The sequence below is a fragment of the Streptosporangium heterodermiicola genome (assembly GCF_051390675.1).
Taxonomy (GTDB): domain Bacteria; phylum Actinomycetota; class Actinomycetes; order Streptosporangiales; family Streptosporangiaceae; genus Streptosporangium.
Map to the genome: position 1 here is coordinate 1 of NZ_JBPJSR010000132.1, position 308 is coordinate 308.

General features: G+C 70.1%; 1 pseudogene. It reads right to left on the reverse strand.

The window, feature by feature from the left end:
- Nucleotides 1–290, reverse strand: a pseudogene (locus tag ACSC1Q_RS43210) (gfo/Idh/MocA family oxidoreductase); the annotation flags it as partial.
- Nucleotides 291–308: the final 18 nt, after the last annotated feature.

A 308-nucleotide genomic window follows, 5' to 3' on the forward strand; every position in this document is an offset into this window, starting at 1 on the left:
CGGCTGTGGTCGGCGGCGCTGCGCTCGACCGCCTCCAGCACGCGCTGAACGTTCAGTCCGTCGTCGAACGACGGGGCCGGGGCGACGCCCGACGCGATCGCCTCGACGAAGTCCTTCACCTCGTGGGTGAAGGTGTGCTCATACCCCAGGCCATGACCCGGCGGCCACCACGCCCCCGCGTACGGATGCCCCGCCTCGGTGACCAGCACCCGGCGGAAGCCCGCCTCCTCGGCGGGCAACGCGTGATCGTGGAACCACAGCTCGTTCATCGCCTCGAAGTCGAACGCCAAGCTGGCCTTCGACCCGTT